The sequence below is a fragment of the Pedobacter sp. 05L430 genome (assembly GCF_056397585.1).
On sequence record NZ_JBFTNT010000550.1, the window covers coordinates 1 to 1,097 of the forward strand.

At 35.3% G+C, this 1,097-nt stretch carries 1 protein-coding gene; it reads right to left on the minus strand.

The window, feature by feature from the left end:
* A partial coding sequence (locus tag AC1DG9_RS27250; protein WP_477635715.1) for a lipopolysaccharide biosynthesis protein occupies nt 1-1,097 on the minus strand: 1,097 nt, incomplete at both ends.

The following is a 1,097-nucleotide window of genomic DNA, read 5'->3' on the forward strand; positions in this document are numbered from 1 at the left end:
CGGTTAAAACTGTTACAAACAGCATAAGTATAATCTTCAGTAAATTAACCTTAGGCATATGAATTACATCTAATGTAACAGCAAAAAAGCGTTCAGCCGGATAAAGAAATGCGATAACCATAAATATCCTCAATATATTTGGTGCCTCGGTTGCAACATACTTAGGCCCACTAAATATCAATATGGCTACATCTGCAAAAATGATGACCAACACACTAACCGACATCAGTGCTACCGTTATCATTCCAATGTACTTTTTCATCACAAGAATAACCTTCGCCTTTTCATTTGAATTAAAGCAAGCTGATAAGGTTGGCATAGCTGTATAAACAAAGCTTCTTAAAGGAATCTCAATAATCTGCACCAATTTAGTTCCTGCATTATATACCGCCAGAACCGATGGACCAAGAAAAAATTTGATGATAAACGAGTCAACAGAACCTAACAGATTTGCACTCAGGTTTGTTCCCACGCTGTATTTCCCAAAATTATAGATTTCGGATATAGCGGATCTGGTTTTATATTTCAACATGCTTATATCGGTCCATCTAAAAAACAAAGCTATTGAGCTCGACACAAAATTTGCAGACAAATAGCAATACAAAACCGTATGTATAGTAATTCCTTTTAAATTCAGAAGAATCAACAACAAGAAGCAACCTTGATTGGCAAAGTTTAAAAATAATAAGCGGTCATATCTTTGTTTTCCCTGCAAAATGCAATTTGAAACAAAAAATGGTAGTGATAAGATGTAATTAATACTAAAGAATTGGAGAAAAAGCTTAAAGCTAGGATCCGCGATATAACCCGAAGCAAAATAAGCAGGAACATTCAGTATCGCAAAAAACAGCGTTATCATAATCGCGATAAACCACGTTGAACCTATTATTTCCTTTTTCCTGTCCTCAGTTGATCCCGAAAAGAACTTTACAAAAGCGGTAGATAAAAAGCCAGACCTAAAGGTATCCACTAATAACAAAATCGTTAAAAAGAAACCCCAATTACCCATATCTTCCCTTGTTAAATGTCTAAAAAGAATAGACAGGGTAACAACCCCAATTACAGCGTTTATGCCGTTGCTGGTCAGAGATAAGATA